We start from the raw sequence: 19,387 nt of genomic DNA, 5'->3' as shown, positions 1-19,387 counted from the left end.
ACAATGGGTTTAGTTTTGTGCGGCCGGCACATAGCCATCAAATACGATTGAATCATGCGTTTTATTAAAAAAGCGTTAAAAACGAATAATTTGCTAGGTTAATTTATGAAAAAAATCATTCCATTGCTGCTATTGATCGGGCTTTTGTTCGGCTGTGGCGAGGACGACGGAAAAACTTACGTAGGTGAGAATAACCTCTACACCATGGAGCCGACCAAAATTCGCCAGTTTACCGAAGACTCGGGCTTTGTTAGCCAACAACAATTGATGCCGAGGTATTTTGTCTACCGTGCTAAAGAATGGCCTCGTGAAGATTTAAATGATGCTAGCTCCTACGACTTACCTCGGGTGCAGTTCTTTTGGGCTAATTTAAGTCATGATCGTGGCTACGAGCCGCACCCTATGTATAACGAGTACGAAGGTCAGGTAAAAATCTGGAGCATGAAAACCGATGGTACGGATTTACGTTTAGTGGTTGATAACCTTCCAAATCCAACCTCAGAGGGAGCAGGGAAGATGGTACGCTCTCCTAACAACCGCTATTTGGCATTTGGTTATGGTGGCACGGCGAAAGCGGTATATGATCTCAAAACGCAGCAGACCTATCATCTAGACTACCCCGGACCTATCGGCTTTTTATGGGCCGAAGACAGCAGTTACCTTTACTACCGGACTAGGGATACAAGTGGTAAAGCGGTGTATAAGTGGGATGCAACGACTCATGAAAAGACTAAAGTAGATACGGGTCTTTCTATTAACGATACGAGTGTTATAAAAGGTGGTGTGCGACGAGTTGTCGCGGATACTGCAGTGTCAGAGTATTTAGAAGGTAGCAATGAACGGTTAGGGGCTATTCACTGGGATAATGGATACTCAATTAAAGAGTCTCGAGCTGAACATCGTTCAATCAGCCCTTTGGGTGACCATGTCTGGGTTAAAAACCGTCTAAACTCTTTCTATGTCAATGTTAAGAATAAAACATCTGGCAAAAACGACTCCAATTGGACAAGTGGTTTTCCTTACATTGTAGGCTTGCATGCCAATTATATTTCAACCAGTCAGAATGCAATGGTGATGGAAGTTCGTGAGCTAGCGACTAAGAAAGCATGGTCTTGGCGGCCATTGGGTCATAACCGAAGCCTTGAATCTATAAGCCTTTATAACGCGTTTGCCAATAATGGTGACTGGTTTAAGGAGAGTGAGTAATGTTACCAACTTTAGATAAAAGCTTTTACTTGCTTGGCTCTGTATTTGATCAGAGTAAAGACGCGGATGGTAACACCATATTCACAGATTGGCATATGGGCGGAGACCTATCATCTATTGACTTTTTAAATAAAAAAGTTCGTCCGATTCCTTTAACCCCTGTTGTGTTGGGCGCCTTATCCGCTAGCGACAAGCCGCAAATTTGGGGCACAGATCGTTTTGGTAAACTAATGTATTTAGGACTAGGTCAGCCCATTAAAAACTCAGAGGGTCAGCCGATTGAAGGAGAGCTCGTTGAGACGACAGAGGACAACAGCGGCGCTCCAGAGTCGGATCAAACTGAACGTATATTACTTAATCACAGTGCTAGGGTAGAAAATATCAAGTCCGATACTGAGTATGAGCTTAGTTTCCCTCCAGTCAGTTGGTTGGCACAGATGATCGGTGATCCAGAAGCTGAGAGTGGCGCAGCCGAGGCCGGTGATTTGGCGGCGAACCTTCGTGATTTTGTTCAACAAGTGGATCAATCACAAACTGGGGTTAATTTTAAACTCAGTAAAATATTACCGAGTCAACTCGCCCCTGCTTATGTTGCTGAGCATGGTGAAGCCCTCACAGAGCAGCAAGAAACTTACAATCAATGGCGTGAGCTAAAGCTCAAAACCCCCGACAAGCCAATTTTCGGTTTTATGGTGCCGCAGATGCATACATGTGCCGTGATGTTTACCGACCCCTTGTACGTTGGCGCAGAAGTGACCTTGGTCAAGCCGTTGCTCAATATAAAGTCAGACAGTGTCGGTGAAGCGTCTGAAGAAGTGATTGCAACCGCTTTAGTTGCTAAGCCAACCTATTACTTCCCAGATGGTACAGAAGACATTGGTTTACCTAGCGCATTTTTTCACCTTGATCCGACTAAGATAGATGATGGATTTTATCTGATTCGGGTTAAGTTTTGGAAACGGTTATGGGAACAGACACAAGACAACCCCGACGCTAAATTACCCGATACGGTCACCTTGGCGAATATAACTAAGACCATTGAATGCCGTGAAGGTGAAAAGGAACCACAAGATGTTTACACCTATGAGCTATACGAAAAGCTGACGTTTAAACCTAGCCCGGGAATTGGCAAAGTGGCTTGTGTATGTGGCGATATGATCACCTTAGAAGAAACGTTGATTCAGCAGTTTCCGACTCAATTGCCGAGTTATCAAGATTATGCCACCAATGGTTTGACGCATCTGGTGAAATCGACCCCAGGTTTGGGCAGCCTGTCGCTAACTGGCACTATTTTAAAAACCTACGACTCGATTACATCGGACTTTGTGTCGATGGATGGCCTCAAGCTTAACGGTCCTGCGGGTGACATTGCCAAAACCATCGGCCTTTCGTTATGGGAGAATACCGAACAGGGCCTTATCCCAGATATCGTGATGAGTGGGTTGGCTGTTCATGCGGCCATCGCCGCAAGGAAAGATGCGTTAAAAGGCGTCAAAATAGCAAATATCTTAGCAAAGCGTCAGCTGAATTTTAGTCAAACAGCGGCTCTGATATTTAGGAAAAAGGTGTTTGATTACCCTTACTTAAAACGTCAGTTCACCATTGGTAGAGATGCTTCGGGCAGCAAAAGCTTTCAATCTGCAGTCGGCAGACTCTCCAAATCATGGATGTCTGGAACAATGGTTTCAAGAGGTTTACCGATTGTTGCGACAGGTAGTGCTGCGATCAGTTCGTGGGAAGGGTATAAAGGCTATAGGCATGCTATCACTAATGGCGAAGCTGCGTATAATAAGCTTGAAGAAATGTCAGGTCATTACTTAAATCACCTGACATTTATTAGGAAATCCAATGACAAAGAGTCATGGTACAGCAAAGCTCAAGATATTCAGGAGAGCCTTGGGGAAGATGCAAGAATCTATGAAGATGCACAAGGTATCGCCTTGCATCTTAATTTCCAGTTTAACTCTTCTGACCTTGAGAACGAAGTACGGCCATTGTATTCAGGCTTCGACAATATCTGTAATAAACTCACCATGTTACTGGAAGCGAATCCAAGCTATCAGATCTTAATTGATGGTCACGCCGGCTTGATAGGAACCGAAGATAATAACCTAAAGGTTTCTAAACGCAGAGCTGAGTTTGTGTCAGAAAAACTATTGGCGAATGCAGAAGATAAGCAGGCAATTGAACCAAGACTGATTACTCGTTACTTCGGTAAAAGCGCGTTGCTAAAAGGTGATGCATCTAACTATGAGGATACGACTGATCAATCGGATAGTGCAGATATTGCGGCTGACCGAAGAGTCGAAGTGCGTTTGGTGGTACCGGATTATAAGGTGGTTCTGCCACCGAGCCGATCTGGTAGTATGAAGCTGGAAGGGTATCATCAAATCTGGCAATCGTTCATGCTAGAGGCGGATACGCTAAAAGAAGAGCTATGGATGTCCACGTTCGACGCTATTGCTGGTGTTGCACTACTTACTCCGGCGGCTCCATACGCTGCTTATTATTTCTTGGCTAAAGAAACAGGGCAATTAATGAGCAGTGCCGCAGACTTTTACGATGATTTGTTCGGGCAAAGCACGTTTGAAGACCTTAAACAGAGGTATAAGACCAAGACAGATCTCAACACGTTGGGTGATATCAACCGAGAAGTCCTAAAAATCTATAACGAGTTAGATCATACAATTGAAAAAGATGTTGAATCCGATCAAGAGGTGGACCAGCATCTGAACAGTAAGATTTCTCAACAAGAACTCCTCAAGCGATTCTTACTAAGAGCTTACGCGCTTAACTCCTTAGTCGAGTTATTGGCCATTATTTCGTCTAAGCAAGGGCTTTTTACCAGCTATGACGAATTGGTTGAGAAATACCGTGTCGGTCAGTTTATCGAGAATTACGTGATGAGCGATGACTGGGAAGCGCCTGTCAATGTTAGTAATACACTGGCTCAAAACTGGATAAACCGTTTTCACACTCAGCCTTCATATTATGGTCTAGGTAGTAACTATTACTATGGTCTTGACTGGAGCAACAAAGTATTTGGGGCGTTCAACAGTGGTTTCCCTGTCCAAACTGCGTTGTACTTGGATACGGTCACTAACTCTCTTGAGCAGTTCTGTAGAGACTTCGATTTAAACAAGCAGAATCTTAAGAAAGAAGATATTGGCTTTACGCGACTTCTGGTCCAAGAAAGCGCAGACTCTGACGCGAACAACGGTTTAGTTTCAGGTTGGTGCACTTACAAGGATTGGCTCGAAAAAGGCGGACAAAGAAAGATAGGGCCGATGACTCGTGTCAAAGTTCAGGTCATTCTCACCGCAAAGGCCACTGAGAGTAAGAAGTCAGTCTTTACACAAGCGATTGACTACCGTGCAGAAGTCACGGGCTTTGATATTGTTGGGCCATCTTTTGACGTACTCTTCACGCACAAAGGTAAAGAAGGCTTCATCGACCCGAACAATGAAATTGCCGAGTACTTTGATTCTCAAGGGGCTTCACAAGAGGATTTATTATTATCTGCCGTTGAGTTTGAACCTACCTTCTGGTTCGGTGCAAACCAAATTAATGGCGTGAAACCACTTTGTGCTGCGACATGGTTGGATGAAATCTCCGCCTTTGTGAAAGGGCAGTCAGCATTTGAATACCTGAATGAAGCCAATGAGTTTGATGCTATGCGTTATATCTTCCGCTTAGATAACATTGATTTGCCATTGGCAACTTGGAACAAACAAGGTACTGAAACCCATGAAAAGCGCATGCATTACGGTATTCAAGGCAAAGATTATATAGTGAGTGAAAGCGCTTCACAGAAAAAAATCCTCAACGATCGTGACTTCTTGATCGAAGAGTTTGTCATGAGTGAATCGACTTCTAAGCGCGATAACACACCTCAAGCCTTGAAAGGTGATGTGACTAGTATCCTTGGTATCGAAATTGATGGTGAGCTTAGAATTTCTGAACAATGGACATCTTTCGATTCAATCAACAAGTTTAACTGGGAAAAAGAACAGTCCTTTAAGATCTATGTGGCGATGCTGGGTGATGAAACTTCTCACGAAGAGTATGACACCATGGATCTCAATGCAGACCAATGCCAAATGACGCTCAAGCTAGCAGAACAAGGGCCTGTAATTCATGACTACATGTACTATTCGGGCAAAGTGACGATCAAGCAAACGACTCGTTATGAAATGGGTCATTCTGGTTATCATGAAGCTGTTTACGATTTTGAACTTGAACACGATAGCCCGTTAAATAATGGTCTGCCGGATTTTGCCCGTGATGCTCTGAAATATGTTGAAGAGAAAAGCGGTGACTACGAGGGGATTCTAAAAGGGAAGGAAGAAAAGCACCTTTACTTGATGTGCTTTGATTTTAGCTACGTGTCACCGACGGGTAAACATGTAAAAGGGCTTCGACCTTATGGTGATATTGTTGATGGTAAAGATTTGAAGTCATTTATTCTTTCCATTGATTCATTACAGCAAACGGCGCTTAACGAAGCTTATCCATTGCCAGATGTTTCCTTGAGGTTGCCACAGGCCAAACAAATAACGGGTAATAAACCTTGGAGTGAAACAGCACCTGAGCAAGAAGTGTTTAACCTGTCTGCCGCACGTTACTGGCAAAAACTGGATACAGAAGAGAAACGAGCGGAGTGGCTTGAAAAGTGGATTAAGGATAAATCCACGTTATTGAAAGCACCAGAACCCGAGTTACTGCAGATATAGAAAAAACCGCCAGAAATGGCGGTTTTTTATTATTGTCCAACACCTGCACAATTTAGCTCGTTGTGGAAATATCGTACTTCTTCATTTTGTGGCTCAATGTGCTGACAGGCAGTGATAGCTGCTCCGCCACACGTTTGATTTGCCAGTTAGAGGCATTCAGGCAGTCGAGAATGACGTTCTTCTCGTATTCGCCTACCGCTTCCTTAAGACCTTTCGAGTAATCAATGACTTCTGTGGATTCCTCTTCGGGTTCATCTTCAACGATAAGCGATGGCTCGATCTCTACCTCAATGGGCTCTGCTATTTGAGGCTCATCCACTAAGGCCTCAGCTTCACCTAGCTCTATCTGACTGATCGTTTCAAAATCCGACAGGAGCAATGCACGCTCAACGATGTTTTTAAGTTCGCGAACGTTTCCGGGGTATGAGTATTCCTGAAGCTGCTTTTGCACCTTAGCGCTAAACCCTGGCGCTTGAGCAAGGCCTAAGTTAGAAGCGCTCTGCTTTACGAAATGTTCGGCTAGCGGCAAAATATCTGCTTCTCGCTCTCTTAAAGGAGGAAGGGTGATAGGGAAGACATTGAGGCGATAGAACAAGTCAGCACGGAACTCGCCATTTTTGATTTTATCCATCAAATGACAATGCGTAGCCGCGACAACACGAACATCCACCTCGACTTCTTGGCTGGCCCCAACAGGACGTACTTTGCGCTCCTGCAAAACACGCAATAGCTTAGCTTGAAGCAATAATGGCATATCACCAATTTCATCAAGGAAAAGAGTTCCGCCATGAGCAGCTTCAAACAAGCCGACCTTGTCTTTATCTGCACCGGTAAATGAACCTTTTTTGTGACCAAAAAGTTCAGACTCAAGCAATTGCTCAGGAATCGCCGCACAGTTTTGCACAATAAGAGGTTGATCGGCGCGGTTGGAGTTCTCGTGGATGTATTTCGCGATGACCTCTTTACCTGCACCTGTCTCACCTCGAAGTAAAACATCGACTGGAAGCGTCAGTACTTTCTCTAAACGACGAAGAACTTCCAGCATTTGTTCGCTTTCTGCAATCGGCCCAGTGTAGTGGCTTTGTTTGCGCTTTTTGAGGTGTTGGTTCTCACGGACTAAAGCGGCATTATCGGCATTTAGGCTTTTGATCATATAGCCGTATTCTTCGAGCCAAACGGCTTGTCGAATACTGTTTGCTGCCATATTGCAAAATGCCGTTAGAGCCGATTCATTATCTATTACGCTCAAGTCGAATAGAGCTAATAAACCAATGGTTTTACCGCTGTCATCAACGAGTGGCCATGCAAGTAGGTTGGCACTTTTGATACCAAGCGTAAGCTCTGTCTCATAGATGGCTTCACAATCATAACCATTGTACTGATAAAGCTCGTTAATCAGAACGACTTCGCCATTCTGTATCGCGTAGTTAAACGGATCGGTTTGGCTAGTTTGATCGAACGAGAGAGCTTGCCAAGGGTGTGAAGTGAGCGCTTGTTCGTTGTGATGAACAATACTTGGGATCAGAGCCTGACCCGTCTGATCAAGAACGTAGATGATGCCGTGTTTGGAAAACGTCATCTGACGCGCTGCTGTGAGCACCGCATCCAAAGTTTGTGCAAGCTGGGTACGATCAGCCAGAGACTGGCTGATCGCTAACAGTGCATTACTCAGATCGTTCTGATTAGCTGAACGCATAAGATAGCGTTCCTTGCTCATCGACAGAGACAGTGATCTGACTATGCGACTCGTCCTTGTCGTGCACTAGTAGTTGGGTCGACAGTTGAGGAAGTAATTGGCGATTAATTACCGCATCAATATTACGTGCACCGGTTTCTGCTAAGCGACAGTTACCGAGTACGAATTCGACTAGGGTAACGTCATAGTTCAATGACAGCTTGTGATGATTCTGCAGACGCTCTGACACTTTACCCAACTTATGGTGGATGATGTCTGTCATTGCTTCGTCTGATAGAGGAACAAACGGCAATACTGACATGCGAGCAAGTAGAGCTGGCTTGAAGTGTTGGTTTAGGGTTGGGCGAATAGCTTCTGCAATTACACCAGCATCAATATCTTTAGACTGCTGTACCAGTGACTCAATTTCATGAGTTGCTAGGTTACTTGTCATGATGATTAAGGTGTTCTTAAAGTCGATTGAGCGGCCTTCACCATCGTTGAGTGTGCCTTTATCAAAGACTTGATAGAACAGGTTAAGTACCTCTGGGTCCGCTTTCTCTACTTCGTCCAATAGAACAACAGAGTATGGACGTTGACGTACCGCTTCTGTAAGCATTCCGCCTTCACCATAGCCAACATAACCTGGTGGTGAACCAATCAGGCGTGAAACAGTGTGTTTCTCTTGGAACTCTGACATGTTGATGGTGGTCATAAAGCGCTCTCCACCAAATAGCTGATCCGCGATAGCACGTGCAGTTTCTGTTTTACCTACACCACTTGGGCCGACAAGTAAGAACACGCCTGTTGGTGCATCTGGATTACCTAAGCCGGCTTTTGCCGTTTGGATCCCTTCAGCCAAAGCATCGATAGCGTATTCTTGGCCTTTGATATTGCTAGTGAGGCTATCTTTCAGTTTCAGAGTTGTTTCTGCTTCATCTTGAAGCATTTTACCCATAGGGATGCCAGTCCAGTCAGAGATCACGTGGCTGACTTCATCTGGGCCAACTTCAAAGTGCACTAGTGGGTTACCGCCACGAATGGCATCCAGTTGCTCTTGGCAAGCTGCAATAGCAATACGCACTGCTTCTTCATCCATTTCTGCATAAGGAGAGGTTTGCGTTTCTTCGCCTTCTTCTTCAGCATCAGCAACTTCAATTTCTTCGCCAGATACAAGCTCATGAAGACGAGTTCGCAAAGCGATCATTTCTTCAATTTGCTCTTTCTCGTTTTTCCATTGAGCTTCTTGGATTTCAAGTTCAGCTTGGGTTTCTTCCATCTTGGTTTTTAGATCTGGAATAGAAGCTAGGCTGTGTTTGTCGCCTGTTTGCTGAAGTTGGTCACGCTCAAGAGCCTCAAGTTCGCGAGTTTGAGCAGCAAGCTCTTGCTGCAAAGTTTCGACAGAAGCAGGGACGGCATTTAAGCTGATGTTGACGCGTGCACAAGCAGTATCCAGAACGTCAATAGCTTTGTCTGGCAGTTGGCGACCTGAAATGTAACGAGCAGAAAGCGCAGCTGCGGCTGTGATGGCATCATCACGAACGTAAACGTTGTGAGATTTTTCATAAGCAGGGCGCAGACCACGGATAATCAGAGCCGCTTGCTCTGGTGATGGCTCATCGAGTTTAACCAGTTGGAAACGTCGAGCAAGCGCTGGGTCTTTCTCGAAGTATTTCTTGTACTCAGACCAAGTTGTTGCTGCGATTGTTTTTACTTCACCACGGGCAAGAGCTGGCTTAAGCAGGTTTGCAGCATCACTACCGCCAGCTTGGTTACCACCACCGACAAGCGTATGTGCTTCATCAATAAATAAGATGATTGGTGTTGGTGAATTTTTTACTTCATCTAAAACGGCATTTAGGCGCTTCTCAAATTCACCTTTGACGCTTGCACCAGCCTGAAGTAGACCCATATCTAAGCCATAAAGCTCAACACCTTTCAGATTATCAGGCACTTCGCCTTGAACAATTTTCAGTGCCAGCCCTTCTACCACTGCCGTTTTACCCACACCTGGTTCACCCACAGCGATTGGGTTATTTTTACGACGACGAGCAAGAATATCGACGATTTGGCGAATTTCTTGATCGCGGCAGAAAACAGGGTCTATCTCGCCTTTACGCGCTTTCCCGGTAAAGTCGGTTGTAAACTTGCTCAGTGCCGAACCTTCCTCACGAGCTTGAGTGTTCTCAGATGTTGCAACCTGAGCCTCAAGGGAATGGCTGGTTAGCTCGCCAAAGTTACGCTTTAGGCTGTCTGGGTTTACTGTTTCAAGAAGAGCAGAATATCCATGCTGTCCGTATCGTAGAGGGTTACTGACTAAGGTAAGTAGTAATGCACCAGAACGGATCTGGGTTTGAGATAGGTCTAATGAAGAAACTAGCCAGCTTTCTTGTAACCATTCGATCAATAAAGCCGAAAAGACAGGTTTTCCACCGTTACCTGTTGGGCTTGTATCTAAAGTAGAGCGAATCGACTGACGTAAAATGTTTTCCGAACAGTCGAAGTGTGCAAGCAGAACATCGAAATCACTATTCGGTCTTTCAAGCAAACTTAGCAGGAAGTGCTCAATTTGTACTTCGTTGGCCTTTTCCGATACAGCTAAAGCTGCGGCGTCTTCTAGCGCGACTTTTGCGATAGGGTGCAGACGTTGGATTAATGAAGATAGATTAATATTTATCATTGTCTTTATCGAGCTTATGGTTTGTTTAAAGTTGGCTCGAATTGTACTAAATAATAAAAGTCATTTTTTTTTCTCCGCTATTTTAACAGGTGTTTCATGGTTGTTTGTTAAGCGATATTGAATAGTTTAAAACCCTATTTTTTACATGCGACCGTCACAATGATTGTTATTTTAGTTATTCTGTCTTAAATGGCCGTTAATAACGCTTTTTTTACTCTATTGCCAGCCGTTGTTTTACCAAGTTTTCTGAGCAACAATAAATTGTTTTTAAATCACAAGAAGTTGTTAAATTTTACAATTTATTGAATTGATAGATTACACTAATAATAACATTGATTTCATAAGTTGTTGATTTTTATGGGTTGAAAAGTTGGCACGGAGTTTGTATTAAGCTATTCGGGTCGCGGTAATAAGCGATTTGGTGAATTTAAATAAATAGAATTTTTTAGAAGGAATACAAGATGCCAACTCCTGCATATATGTCTATCACAGGCGAAACTCAAGGCGATATCACAAAAGACGCTTACTCAGCTGACTCAGTTGGTAACTCATGGCAAGAAGCTCACGTTGATGAGTTCCTAGTTCAAGAACTTGATCACGTACTAACTATTCCACGTGATCCACAAAGTGGTCAGCCAACAGGTCAACGTGTTCACAAGCCTGTAATCGTTACTAAAGCACAAGACTGCTGTTCACCACTTCTATTCAACGCACTAGTTTCTGGTGAAAAACTGCCTGAGTGTAACATCAAGTTCTACCGTACTTCAGTACAAGGTAAGCAAGAGCATTACTACACAATCAAATTAATCGATGCTCTTCTAGTAGATATGCAAACTCGTATGGCTCACTGTCAAGATGCTGCTACTTCTGACCGTGTAACTGAAGAAGTATTGAGCTTCACTTACCGTGCTATCGAAGTAACTCACGAAGTTATGGGTAAAGGCGGTAACGACGACTGGCGTGCTCCACGCGAAGCGTAAGATCGTCTTACAGAACGCTAAGGGCCAACTTAGGTTGGCCCTGATATTATTATTTGTATCAGGTGAAAGGTATGCCAAATAACGAAGGTACGAGTGACGTAGAATTTAAATTTGAAGTTCAGGGTAGTGGTCATGAATTTCGTGTTGAAAGTTTTCAAGTAACTGAAGAACTGTCGAAACCATTTCAAGTCAGCCTCTCATTACTTTCACTTGATGCTGATATTACTTTTGATGAACTTATCCGTAAACCTGCGCTCCTGACATTATTTGGTCAGGGTGTGGGTTCTGCTCGTTTGTTCCACGGTGTCGTAAATGAAGTACGATTCCTTGGTTCAGGGCGTCGATTCTCTCGCTATCAAATTATTCTTGTTCCACAAATGTGGTTCATGACGCAGCGTCAAGACTGTCGAATTTTCCAGAACTTAGCTGCTCCAGATATCATTTCTCAAGTGCTTGATGACGCTTCAGTCACTGATTACCGCCTTGAGTTATCAGGTGTTTATCCGCCAAAAGAATATGTACTGCAGTATCGTGAAAGTGACAGCAACTTTGTTCAGCGTATGCTTGCTGAACATGGTATGTGGTACTACTTCGAGCACGCCGAAAGTAATCACACCATGGTTATCGTCGACAGTAATGATGCTATTCCGGAATTGCTCAATACGCCGATCAATGCTTCTTATGTCGGGCCACTGGTCTATCATTCAGACGCAGGTGGTGTAGCAGATCGTGAACATATTTTTGAGCTAGCAGCGATAAATCGTGTAAGGACGGGAAGTATAACTTACACGGACTATAATTATGAGCAGCCTAAGATCCCTCAGGAAATGTCCAGTGACGGTCCTTTAGATCAGGATCTTAAGCAGTTTGACTATCCTGGCCGTTATGTTGACCCAGCGATGGGGCAAGTCCGCGCTTCAGAATGGATTGCTGACCATCAGGTAGAAAATCAGCAGATCGAAGCCGAGTCGAATATCATGAGGGTCGTGCCTGGCTACAGTTTTAACATTAGCGAGCACCCACGTAGTGCGATCAACCGCGATTATACTATGCTGTCTGTCATCCATAGTGGTCATGATCCGCAAGTGCATGAAGATGAAAACAGCGGTGCTCCTACGACTTATCAGAATCAATTTATTTGTATTCCTCGAGACGTAATATTCAAAGCGCCGAAATTGCCTGCACCTATGGTGGATGGCCCACAGACAGCGGTTGTGGTCGGTCCGGCGGGCGAAGAAATCTACACAGATAAATTGGGTAGAATTAAAGTACAGTTCCACTGGGATCGATACGGTAACAATGATGAGCATGCGAGTTGTTGGATTCGTGTCAGTCAGTCTATGGCTGCGCCAACATGGGGAGCGGTGTATCTACCGCGTATTGGGCACGAGGTGGTCGTTACTTTCCTTGAAGGCGATCCTGACCGTCCGCTAGTAACTGGTGCGGTATACAATGGTTTGCATTATCCTCCGTACTCATTGCCTGAGAACAAAACGCGTACAACTTTCCGTACTCAAACGCACAAGGGCACTGGCTACAATGAGATGAGCTTTGAGGATGAAGCGAATCAGGAAGAAATTTACTTCCATGCTCAAAAAGACATGTCGACTAAGGTGCTGAACAACCGTTACCGTGAGATTGGTCAGGACGAGTTCCTTAAAGTAGGCCGTCATCAAACTAATGAAGTCTTCGGTGACCACCAAGAAACCATCGACGGACACAAAACGACTCAAGTAAACAGTACATTTACTGAAACCGTTGAGCAGGACGTTACGGTGACATATAACGCCAACGAAACTCAAACGGTTAAAAATAACTCGACACTGGATATTGGTGATAACCGCTCGACTAAGATTGGCAAAAATGATGACTTAGACGTGGGGGAAAACAGCAACTTGGCGGTCGGTGCTTCTCGCTCAGCTGACATAGGTGCTGATGATAACCTGACTATAGGTGGAAACCTGACGGTTTCGGTGAAAGGTAATACGTCATACAAAGCCGATGCTGCGACACAGGTGATCAGTGGTGACAAAATTGTTTTGAAAACTGGTGGGTCGTCTTTGGTGATGAACAGCGACGGCAGCATTAAGCTTTCCGGTTCATCCATTACGGTTGAAGGAAGCGACAAAGTGGTGATTAAGGGTGGCAACGTAGCGATTAACTAATGAAACAGCAAAAGCACCTAGAACAATTAGAGTTAGAAACGCAGCAAGCCGAGCAATCGGCTTGCTTTTCCCGTTTTGGCACCATAGTCGACTTTAACGAAACTCAGGACAGTGTGAGAGTCGACTTCGAAGGTAATCCATTCGGTCAACCCCTTTCTGCCAGGTTGGGTCGTGGCTTTAGAAAGTCAGAGCTTAAACTAGCCATGGATAATAAGCTAAATTGTCGTATTGAGTTTATTAATCAGGATGTTAGCCTGCCTGTGGTGACGGATATTTTCTTCTCCATGCTGAATGATGGCGATGAAGTGATAATTCGAGCAGAGAAGATGACGATAGAAACGTCGCAAGAGCTCATTGTGAAGAGCGGTGATACTCAAACTCGTTACAGTGGCAGAGACGATCGAATTACGACTCAAGCTAAATATGTAACCTCACAGGCTGAAAAAGCCCAGAAAATTCAGGGCGGAACGGTTGCTATCAACTAAGCAATTTACGCAGATAGAGTATGAGACAGAGAATTACCAAAGAGCAGCTTAACTCAGCGTTAAATGATCAAGATCTTGCCAAAGCAATGGAGAAGCTTGACTCTCAAATTGCTCAGTTAAGTACTTTGAAGCCAGTATGGCTTGAGTTTTGTCATGAGAAATCGGGTCTAGCCATAGAGTCACTCTTTTTCCTTTTCAAGCAGTGGGTAAGGTTGCACCGTAAAGGTTACCCATCAAACAGTCAGGATTATTTACGTTTGGTAGAGCGCCAAATGCATGAAGTGAAGCAAGTCTACTTAGCACTCTATAAATTGCACCCTGGGTTGGTTTATGAGTTAAAAGAGACTTCCCCAGAACTTTTTGTGTGGTTGATGCTTGAGCCAGAGTTTGAAGCGGATCGTAACCATTTGTTCGCAGCCTTTAAGATTGCTGAATCCCTTGATGCTCATGATGCAACATTACTCATGTTGCACTCAAAAAACGCCTATTTGGATATCACTTTAGCTCAGCTTGTTGAAGGTAAGGTCTCGATGAGGCAGCTATGTTTTGAGCTGATGAGGCTACGTCAGACACTAAGTATTGGTCTTGCAAAACATTGGATTAAGCATGAGTCGCTTAAAGAGCAAGAGGTACATCCAGTGCTTGCTAAGTTTGACGTCGAAGACAGTATTGAATGGATCAATGAAATCCAAAATGACGAGAAATACTTATTTGAATTATTGTTGTGTAAACATGACCGAGGCACATGGTTTAGAAAGCGTTTTGGTGTTCAAGAGCAGGGGTTACCCAGTGAAAATGTTGCAACCTACGCGAAGCTACTTGAGCTAGTGGAGTTTAACCAGTTTGATCCAACAACCGACATGGCTCCAGTTCAGATGGTATTGACCGGCCGCCCAGAATGGATTTCTTCAGCTGTAGAGCATGTGATGGCGCTTGATGAAGAGCAGGGTGAGGAATGGCTATTTGCGCTTTATATTGTGTATGGGGATCGCTTTCCGCTAAACCCTCATGATTTAGGCGTTGAATACGAATGGGGAGAAGCGGTGGTTCGACTGCATGATTGGTGTAAGCTTGATGGTCATCGTGTGAATAAGCCGATGCGCTTAGGCGAAACCTTGACTTTTGAATCGACTGTTCTTGCGATGAAAAATATCAAAATACCAGCGAAATACCGAGATTGGATATGGCGACATCTCTGTATCCATGGGCGTATCTATATACCGTGGAGTTGGACAATGCCAGTTTCACAGCAAAACTGGCTTTTCAGTAAGATTTCCGATCAACCAGCAGCGATTGAACGATTTAACCTAAGGAACCAGAATGCAACTTTGGGATATTGAGCAAACGACAGATTTGCAAACAAAAGGTCGTTTTCAGCGTGACGAAAATGGGCATGAAGTCTGGGTACTGACGGCGAAACGTCAATGGAATTTAAATGAGAAAGTTTGGCAAGAAGTCCTTGCCGAAGAGATTCATGATGATCCTGTTTATTTAGGTGAACCGGGTTTATCGGCCATGAAAATTGATCATGAGTTTCCAGTCTCAAAGCAGAATACGGATGTGCTGGTTTACGGAAAAGCCAGGGCCTATGCAAAACGCCCAGTGACCTATCATGAGTGTCGAATACTCATTGATAGTCATATCGACAAAACAATTGCAGTACACGGTGAGCGACAGTGGGTTGAGCATGGTGGTAGTGTGACGGTTTCTCTCCCTAAAGCTTATGTCGAGGCGGAAATTGACTATTCAAGAGCTTTGGGTGGTGATGAGCGAAATCGTCTTGGTTCAGGCGTGGCTAAAAGTAGCTCAGAGCTGTTGGAAAGAGGGGTTCCATCGGTGTTTTTTCCAAATGAGGATTGGGGGCCAAATACGAAAAACTTACGTGTTGCTGGTCTTGGGCCTGTTCCGCCTTTTTTTTCCGAGAGAATGCAATACGCAGGTACTTTTGATGATAAGTGGCAAGAGTCTCGACGCCCTCTGTTACCGGAAGATTTTAATCGCAGGTTCTATCAGTCAGCTCCCGCAGATCAGCAATGTAATGGTTTTTTAGAAGGAGGAGAGCGTCTGATGATGAGTGGGTTTTCTCATGATGACGTTTTTTCTTTCCGTATTCCATCAGAAAAATATGTCGCAGTGGCTGATTTTGGTGAAGAAAAATTTAGGGTCCCAATGGCGATGTATACCGTATTTATCGATACAGAAGCAAAACGCCTGACGATCAGTTACAGCGCGTCTTTCCCATGTCAGGCTAAAGAGCATTTGCTCGTTTCCTCCAAGGTACTCAAAGTAGGAGAGAAAGTATGAGTAATGTTTATGGTCGATATGTTTTGGATGTTGATGTACTGACCCCAATGGGGATGAATTTAGATATTTCATTGGCAGTAGCTAAAGCGGATTTAGCTCGCTTTAATCAGCAAGCTGATGAAAACGGAATCGATAAGTATACTTACGCCAAAGCTGACTTTATTAAAGGAGAGGAGAAGCAAGACAGGGCTGTCGATATGATCGATACACTGCTTTCTTCTATGTTAAGTAAGTTACCGAAAACTCTTAAACCTGTTCCTGTCATAATTTCTGTCCCAGAGTCGATAGAAAATAACCGTTTACTTAGTTGGATAGAAGAAAGTGAGCATGCTAAGTGGCTATCAAAGATCGATATCTCCCATGTAGGTGGTCCCCGATTTATTCATGACTCATTAAGCGTGCTCAACCAACAAGATGCGGTAATTTGTATTGCTGTTGATTCTCTATTTTGTGATTTGGATTCGCTCATTACAGAGTCCAAAGTCATGGGAAGTCAAAATCCTTGGGGGTTAATTCCTAGTGAAGGGGGAGCAGGTGTCATTTTCACTAAAAAAAACATTATTGAGACCCTCAAATTGAAACCTATTGCTTCATTAGAATACTTTATTGCTGAGTGGAACACGTCAGATCGCAGAGGCATGATGCGTTTAGTTCGCAAGGCTGGTGAAGCGTTTGAACATTTAGGCCGTGTTTATTCAGATATGAATAACTCTAGGAATAATACGGAAGATTATGGTTTCGCTTTAGGAGCACGAGCAGAGAAATTCACTAACCCGCAACAGCCTTTTCTTATCAATGATTTATGGGGGACGCTAGGTCAATCATCAGCGATGGCTTTGCTTGGTAGTTTCACTCAAGTGCACAAATCATCTGACTCTGCATCTTTGTTCATGTATGGGCTAAATGGCGATCGTGGCTTATTAAGAATGTCTTTGTGTGACTATAAGTAACCGATGCTAAGCTGTGCCATGATATGGCTCCCAGCTAATAATAGATTTATATTTAAGCTGTCAAAGAGAAACATGTTTTATCGGTTCTACCGTCATTCTGACTAAATTGATAGATATAGTGGGCTTTTTATTTTTACACAGTTGAAAAACAATATTCAAAATAATTAATATGCCCCCCTAGTTATTATTATTAGTTGGCTAAAGAGTAAAACGTGTCTGATCAAAATGGATCAAGCGACAGCTATATCAATCAATTAGTTCATAAAGCGATTGAGAGAAAAAAACAGTTAGAGCAGCAGGAAGCACAAAGAAATAAGCCTAAGTTGGAATATGTTTTATTCTCTCAATTCGATGTACTGGAGTCTTTTCCTTCAAAAAATGGTAATACGACATTGTACCACCTCGCGAAGCAAGGTGAGCCTGATAAGCAGGTCTGTTGTAAAGTTGCCAATGAAGGGACATCTAGTCACGAACACTCGCTACTGGTTGGTGAAGCAAGCAAGCTTGAAATCTCTCAACACCCTAGCGTTGCTGACTTTATTAAGATCGGCAATGAGTTTGATCGCCCTTACATCATGTATGAATGGATACATGGTGAGTCTCTTGCTGAGAAAATAGAAAGACACTCAAAGAAAGGCTTTAGACACGATCATATTGCTTGGCTCGTTTATCAGCTCGCTGGTGCGCTAGAGTATATGCATACCCGAGGTGTCTGCCATTTAGATATTAAACCTGCGAATGTACTTGTTGGCGAAGATGATAGCGTTAAGCTAATCGATTTTGGCGCGGCTCGTTATACAGATGAATCGCAAGGGCCAGCAGAAGTAAGCATGAATTATGCTTCACCAATGTACGTCGAAAGCGGTATTGCTAAGCCTCAAGACGATGTCTACTCTTTAGCCTTGTTGACAGGTCATCTCTTCTTGGGATCATCTTATGGTGATGTTTGGCGTCAGTTATTAGGTCAGAACAAGCGCTGCCAATTGATTCCAAAACATGTCTGGTCACTGCTTAAAAATGTCATCAACAAACCTCGAGAGCATGGCTATACCGCGATCTCTTTTGCGCAAGCACTTGCTCGTATCGATACACAGGCACTCAAATCCGATAACAGTGCTCCAATCTTTTCGAATTTACGAAACGCTGATCTTGTCTTAACGCAGCACAGTGTGGCGGATAAATTTGCATTGGGTCGGTTTAAGTATTTGGAAGCAGCGTTAGTGGCATCCGTTGTATTGGTTACTGGTACCTACTTTTATGATTATTTGCAGCCTGAATGGAAGCCTTCAGCAAAGCCAGGTTTTACTGATCCGTCGGTGTTAGTCAATAAAATTAAGCCGGCTCAAACCGCCTCATTTCTTGCTCAGCCTCCGTGGGAGATTGAGTACGCACTGGATGATATGTCGAATGATGTGGTTATGATGGCACCTTACCGCGATGCATATCGAGTCCAACAAACCAAATTACTTAATGTCTATCAGAATAATGAAGAATCTTTGAATGAGCGCAGGGAAGTGGCGAGTCATATTCCAGTTGCATTAAGGGACATCCGTACTCAGCTCGTATCACTCCATGAGAATCTAAATAACGATGGTGTGTTGTTTGCTAAATCCGAACGATCTTTTAATCAGCTGATGTCAAACCTTAACAAGCTGACCATTGAAGCTCAGAAAGTGACAAATTACTTAGGTAAACCAGATTCTGAGTTAGTGAACTTGATTTTAAATGGTCGTGCCAAAGCGGTAGATGACTACATGAAAACTGCATGGGCGAATCACCAAGCGGAGTCGTATTATTACAGTCAAGTTTTGCCTAATAACGTATTGAATAAAGTTTATGCAACGATTGATGCAAACGCAGAGCAGCATTATTACACACGCGCAATCGAACAAGCAGAAGCGGCAAAGCAGTATTACAGAAGCACTCCAGATTTAAACGCGAAGATCCGAGCTTTAAAAGTTGCTCGTAGTGAGTACATTCTTTTCAGCACAGTGACGGAACAGGCCATATTTGAAAATGCGAAGCTCAATGCGTCTCTCAACGATTTAGAAGTGAATGCGCCGAAAAAATTCAGCGAAGTGACTGAGTTGTTGAACAGTATGGCAAGCGATGCGATTCGAAAAAGTCATAAAAAGTCTAAGCCAGCCCGTGGTGCATTGGCTGTAAAACGTGCGATTCATGACTACCAGCCGGATGCAAGGAGCTAAGT

General features: G+C 43.8%; 11 protein-coding genes. 9 read left to right on the top strand and 2 right to left on the bottom strand.

Annotated features, from left to right (window positions below; translation table 11 throughout):
* Positions 1-105: 105 nt before the first annotated feature.
* Together L1D31_RS01040 and L1D31_RS01035 are read left to right on the top strand one after the other, a co-directional pair.
* Entirely contained in the window at positions 106-1,206 is a 1,101-nt protein-coding gene (locus L1D31_RS01040) for a hypothetical protein (RefSeq protein WP_239835249.1), read from the top strand.
* Positions 1,206-5,939, top strand: a complete 4,734-nt coding sequence (locus tag L1D31_RS01035; RefSeq protein WP_239835248.1) for an OmpA family protein — start codon at positions 1,206-1,208, stop codon at positions 5,937-5,939. Before L1D31_RS01040 ends, L1D31_RS01035 begins: the two co-directional genes overlap by 1 nt.
* A 52-nt stretch (positions 5,940-5,991) precedes the next feature.
* Here L1D31_RS01035 and L1D31_RS01030 read toward each other — a convergent pair whose 3' ends face one another.
* Entirely contained in the window at positions 5,992-7,635 is a 1,644-nt protein-coding gene (locus L1D31_RS01030; protein ID WP_239835247.1) for a sigma-54-dependent Fis family transcriptional regulator, read from the bottom strand.
* Entirely contained in the window at positions 7,622-10,294 is a 2,673-nt protein-coding gene (gene tssH, locus L1D31_RS01025) for a type VI secretion system ATPase TssH (RefSeq protein WP_239835246.1), read from the bottom strand. The genes L1D31_RS01030 and tssH overlap by 14 nt, the downstream gene beginning before the upstream one ends.
* Before the next feature lie 461 nt (positions 10,295-10,755).
* Here tssH and L1D31_RS01020 point away from each other — a divergent pair, with 461 nt between their 5' ends.
* The 7 genes from L1D31_RS01020 (at position 10,756) to L1D31_RS00990 (ending at position 19,385) form a co-directional block, all read left to right on the top strand.
* Positions 10,756-11,274: an Hcp family type VI secretion system effector gene (locus L1D31_RS01020; RefSeq protein ID WP_006961152.1), complete on the top strand. Its 519-nt coding sequence runs from the start codon at positions 10,756-10,758 to the stop codon at positions 11,272-11,274.
* A gap of 71 nt (positions 11,275-11,345) precedes the next feature.
* Positions 11,346-13,439, top strand: coding sequence for a type VI secretion system tip protein VgrG (tssI, locus tag L1D31_RS01015; RefSeq protein WP_239835245.1), 2,094 nt, complete (start codon positions 11,346-11,348; stop codon positions 13,437-13,439).
* Positions 13,439-13,924 carry a hypothetical protein gene (locus L1D31_RS01010; RefSeq protein WP_239835244.1) on the top strand — a complete coding sequence of 162 codons (486 nt, stop codon included), beginning with the start codon at positions 13,439-13,441 and terminating at the stop codon, positions 13,922-13,924. Before tssI ends, L1D31_RS01010 begins: the two co-directional genes overlap by 1 nt.
* Positions 13,925-13,944: 20 nt before the next feature.
* On the top strand, positions 13,945-15,264 hold the full coding sequence (locus L1D31_RS01005; RefSeq protein ID WP_239835243.1) for a hypothetical protein: 1,320 nt from the start codon (positions 13,945-13,947) through the stop codon (positions 15,262-15,264).
* Positions 15,245-16,228, top strand: coding sequence for a DUF2169 domain-containing protein (locus tag L1D31_RS01000; RefSeq protein WP_239835242.1), 984 nt, complete (start codon positions 15,245-15,247; stop codon positions 16,226-16,228). The genes L1D31_RS01005 and L1D31_RS01000 overlap by 20 nt, the downstream gene beginning before the upstream one ends.
* Positions 16,225-17,178, top strand: a complete 954-nt coding sequence (locus L1D31_RS00995; protein WP_239835241.1) for a hypothetical protein — start codon at positions 16,225-16,227, stop codon at positions 17,176-17,178. Before L1D31_RS01000 ends, L1D31_RS00995 begins: the two co-directional genes overlap by 4 nt.
* A 212-nt stretch (positions 17,179-17,390) precedes the next feature.
* Positions 17,391-19,385, top strand: coding sequence for a protein kinase (locus L1D31_RS00990; RefSeq protein WP_239835240.1), 1,995 nt, complete (start codon positions 17,391-17,393; stop codon positions 19,383-19,385).
* The last annotated feature ends 2 nt before the right edge of the window (positions 19,386-19,387 follow it).

It is taken from the genome of Vibrio sp. Isolate23 (genome assembly GCF_022398095.1).
Lineage (GTDB): Bacteria > Pseudomonadota > Gammaproteobacteria > Enterobacterales > Vibrionaceae > Vibrio > Vibrio coralliilyticus_A.
Note: the sequence above shows the minus strand (reverse complement) of the source record. Positions and strands in the feature narration are given on the sequence as shown.